We start from the raw sequence: 3,621 nt of genomic DNA, 5'->3' as shown, positions 1-3,621 counted from the left end.
GTGGTCTTCAGCGGACGCGGCTCGACCTTGTTGCCGGCGTTCACCACCATCGCGATCGCCTGCCCCTTCTGGTCATGCGTGACGCCGATCTGCGGCACCAGGAAGGCGTTCTCGTTCACGCCTTCCTCGATCCGTGCGCGCACGAACATGCCCGGCAGCAGCACGCGGCCCGGGTTCGGGAAGACCGCGCGGATCGTCACCGAACCGGTGGCCTGGTCGACCGTCACGTCCGAGAACTGCAGCTTGCCGGCTTCCGAGTAGGTCTTGCCGTCTTCCAGGATCAGCGACACCTTCGCGGCGCCAGGGCCGCTCGTCTTCAGGCGGCCGCTTTGCACGTCCTGACGCAGCTTCAGGCCTTCGAGGCTCGACTGCGTGAGGTCCACATACACCGGGTCGAGCTGCTGCACCGTCGACATCAGCGTCGCCTGGCTCGCCTGCACGTAGGCGCCCGGCGTCACTTGCGAGATGCCGACGCGGCCGGTGATCGGCGAGACGACATCGGTATAGCCGAGGTTGATCTGCGCGGTGTCGACCGCTGCCTTGCCGGCCGCGACGTCCGCCGCGGCCTGGCCCTGCGTGGCCACCGCGTTGTCGTAGTCCTGCTTGCTGACCGCGTTCGCGGCCACCAGCACCTTGTAGCGTGCGACGAGAGCGTTCTGCGTGACGAGGTTCGCCTGCGCCTTCGCGAGCGTTGCCTTCGCGCTGTTCAATGCGGCGACATACGGCGCCGGATCGATCTTGTACAGACGCTGGCCGGCCTTGACGTCGGTACCTTCGGTGAATTCACGGCGCAGCACGATGCCGTCCACCCGTGCGCGCACTTGCGCGACGAGGAATGCGCTGGTGCGGCCCGGCAGTTCGCTGAAGACTGGTACGGCTTGCGGCTGGACGGTGACGACGCCGACTTCCGGCGTTTGCGGCGGCGGTGCCGATTCTTTTTTCCCGCACGCGGCCAGGAAAACGGCGGCCGTCGCGACAGTGATTAAGCGGTATGGAACCCGTTCGACGCGCATGGAGCGACCTCTGTGTATAACCAATGGAATAAGTGCCGCACCCGACCGGAGCGAGCGCAACACGGATGCGCCTCACGGCGCAGATCGAACACCTGAAATACTGGACTGCTAGATACAGCAAGCGGCACGAAACCTCCGTGCCGACAGGTTGCCCCGCAACTGCGGACTGGTACTTTGGCGGGAATCAGCAGAGTGGGATATTAACTGATTGCCACTTGGGCCATTCGATCGTAGGGTGGTATTGTATATACATTCATGAATGTATGTAAAAACCCCGTTTATGCCCCGCCGGCTGTCCAGTCTTACAGATTGTTACCAACCGCAAGCATAGCCAGTCTATATGACTGCGCCGAGGGTTGCAGACCCTAATTCACCTACGATCGATTCAATCAGGCCTGCACATGGTCAGACGTACCAAGGAGGAGGCGCTCGAGACGCGCAATCGCATTCTCGACGCCGCCGAACACGTGTTCTTCGAGAAGGGCGTGTCGCACACGTCGCTCGCGGACATCGCCCAGCATGCCGGCGTGACGCGCGGCGCAATCTACTGGCACTTCGCGAACAAGAGCGACCTGTTCGACGCGATGTTCGACCGCGTGTTTCTGCCGATCGACGAGTTGAAGCGGATGCCGCTCGACGCGCCGGGCGGCAATCCGCTCGAGAAGATCCGTCAGATCCTGATCTGGTGCCTGCTCGGCGTGCAGCGCGACGCGCAGTTGCGCCGCGTGTTCAGCATCCTGTTCATGAAGTGCGAATACGTCGCGGACCTGGAGCCGCTGCTGCAGCGCAACCGCGCGGGGATGAGCGAGGCGCTGCATGCGATCGATGCCGATCTCGCGGGCGCGGTGCGGCTCAAGCTGCTGCCCGAGCGGCTCGATACGTGGCGCGCGACGCTGATGCTGCACACGCTCGTCAGCGGTTTCGTGCGCGACATGCTGATGCTGCCCGACGAGGTCGACGCCGAGCAGCATGCGGAAAAGCTCGTCGACGGCTGTTTCGACATGCTGCGCTACAGCCCGGCGATGCTGAAGGACGGCGACTGACCGCGCGGCGAACGCTCGCCCGAGGTTTTCGATTCATCGGTCGGTGCGCCGGGCCTCGCGCCGACCTTGCCAACGCCCCGCCCGCGCCCCCTTCTCCCCGCCCGGTTCAGGCCGCCTTCGCGCGCTGCGCGCGGGCCCGCCGGTTCGACGCGGCAACCGAATCGCGCTTCGGCATCGGCGCACCGGCCAGTCCCGCGATCCACGCATCGGTCGACATCACGGCCGCGAAATTCGACTGGAACACGACCGCGTACGCGCGGTGAATCTCCTCGGCGCTCACCGCGCCCACTTCGTTCTCGTACGGCAGCGTGCCCGTCGCGTCATTGAGGTACTCGACATTCAGCCCCGCGTGCGCGGCGTGATAGACCGTCGACGCATTGCAGTTGTGCGTCATGTAGCCGGCCACCGCGAGCGTGTCGATCCCGTGCGCCTCGAGCCACGCGGCGAGATCGGTCCCGGCAAACGAGCTTGCCTGCTTCTTCTCGATCAGGTGCGCGTACGGCCGGCCGGCAACGACCGCGTGCAGCGCGACGCCGTCGGAGCTGGGCGCGAAGATCGGCGCGCCGGCCGGCGCGACGTGCTGGACGACCACCACCGGCACGCCGGCCGCATGCGCGGCATCGATCGCGCGGCCGATGTTCGCGAGCGACACGTCGAGCGGCGGATACTCGATCGGCAGGTTGCCCGTCACGTACTCGTTCTGGACGTCGATCACGATCAGCGCGCGGCGGGAAGCCGGACGGGAAACGGAAGGGGAAGCGGATTGCGGGACGGCGTTCGACATGGCGGGCTCCTGGTCCGGGGGCGCTGCCCCGCCCCGGGACGGGACGGCCAGCGGCGCGATGCGATGCATTGTCGGCGCGCATCGCTTACGCGGACAGTGGCCCGATAGCCATTCTTCGATAAAATCGGGCCATCGCCATTCCGGAGCCCGCCATGACTGCCGCTGCGCCCACCCGGCCCGCCCCGCCCGCACCGACCGTCGTTGCCGTGATCGCATACGACGGCATCAGCCCGTTCCACCTGTCGGTGCCGTCCGTCGTGTTCGGCAAGGAACGCGACTCGGCCGCGTCGCCTGCATTCGAGTTTCGCGTCTGCTCGGCCGAGCGCGGCCCGCTGTCGACGACGGGCGGCTTCACGATCACCGCGCCATACGGACTCGACGGGCTCGACGACGCGGACATCGTCATCGTGCCGGCGTGGCGCGATCCGGACGAAGCGCCGCCCGACGTGCTGGTCGACGCCGTCCGCGCGGTCGCCGCGCGTGGCGCGCAGCTCGTCGGGCTGTGTCTCGGCGCCTACGTGCTCGCCGCGGCCGGCCTGCTCGACGGCCGCCCGGCCACCACGCACTGGGCATGGGCCGACGACTTCGCGCAACGCTTTCCACGCGTGAAGCTCGATCCGGACGTGCTGTACGTGGACGACGGCAATCTGATGACGTCGGCCGGCGCCCCATGCCGCAAAGGCTGAAAGAATTCCTGGACCTCCGCAATCTCCCGCCTGACAGATGGACAGATAAGGACCGCGCGCTCGTGGAAAGCGTGCGGGGTTTGGCGAAGGTACTG

Annotated in this window: 3 protein-coding genes and 1 pseudogene; 2 read left to right on the top strand and 2 right to left on the bottom strand. The window is 66.5% G+C overall.

The window, feature by feature from the left end; translation table 11 throughout:
- Positions 1 to 1,013, bottom strand: a 1,013-nt coding sequence (locus tag G3O06_RS47085) for an efflux RND transporter periplasmic adaptor subunit (RefSeq protein WP_205820171.1), incomplete at its 3' end; no start/stop codon positions are given.
- A gap of 401 nt (positions 1,014 to 1,414) precedes the next feature.
- Between G3O06_RS47085 and G3O06_RS47080 the strand changes: the two genes are divergently transcribed.
- Positions 1,415 to 2,056 carry a TetR family transcriptional regulator gene (locus G3O06_RS47080; protein WP_174967600.1) on the top strand — a complete coding sequence of 214 codons (642 nt, stop codon included), beginning with the start codon at positions 1,415 to 1,417 and terminating at the stop codon, positions 2,054 to 2,056.
- A 106-nt stretch (positions 2,057 to 2,162) separates the two neighbouring features.
- Here the strand turns inward: G3O06_RS47080 and G3O06_RS47075 are convergent, their stop codons facing one another.
- Positions 2,163 to 2,840, bottom strand: a complete 678-nt coding sequence (locus G3O06_RS47075; protein WP_205820170.1) for a cysteine hydrolase family protein — start codon at positions 2,838 to 2,840, stop codon at positions 2,163 to 2,165.
- Between the two features lie 152 nt (positions 2,841 to 2,992).
- On the opposite strand from G3O06_RS47075, the pseudogene G3O06_RS47070 reads away from it, so the two are divergent.
- Positions 2,993 to 3,505: pseudogene (locus G3O06_RS47070) on the top strand (AraC family transcriptional regulator); the annotation flags it as partial.
- Positions 3,506 to 3,621: the final 116 nt, after the last annotated feature.

It is taken from the genome of Burkholderia sp. Ac-20345, assembly GCF_017104825.1.
Lineage (GTDB): Bacteria > Pseudomonadota > Gammaproteobacteria > Burkholderiales > Burkholderiaceae > Burkholderia > Burkholderia lata_B.
Note: the sequence above shows the minus strand (reverse complement) of the source record. Positions and strands in the feature narration are given on the sequence as shown.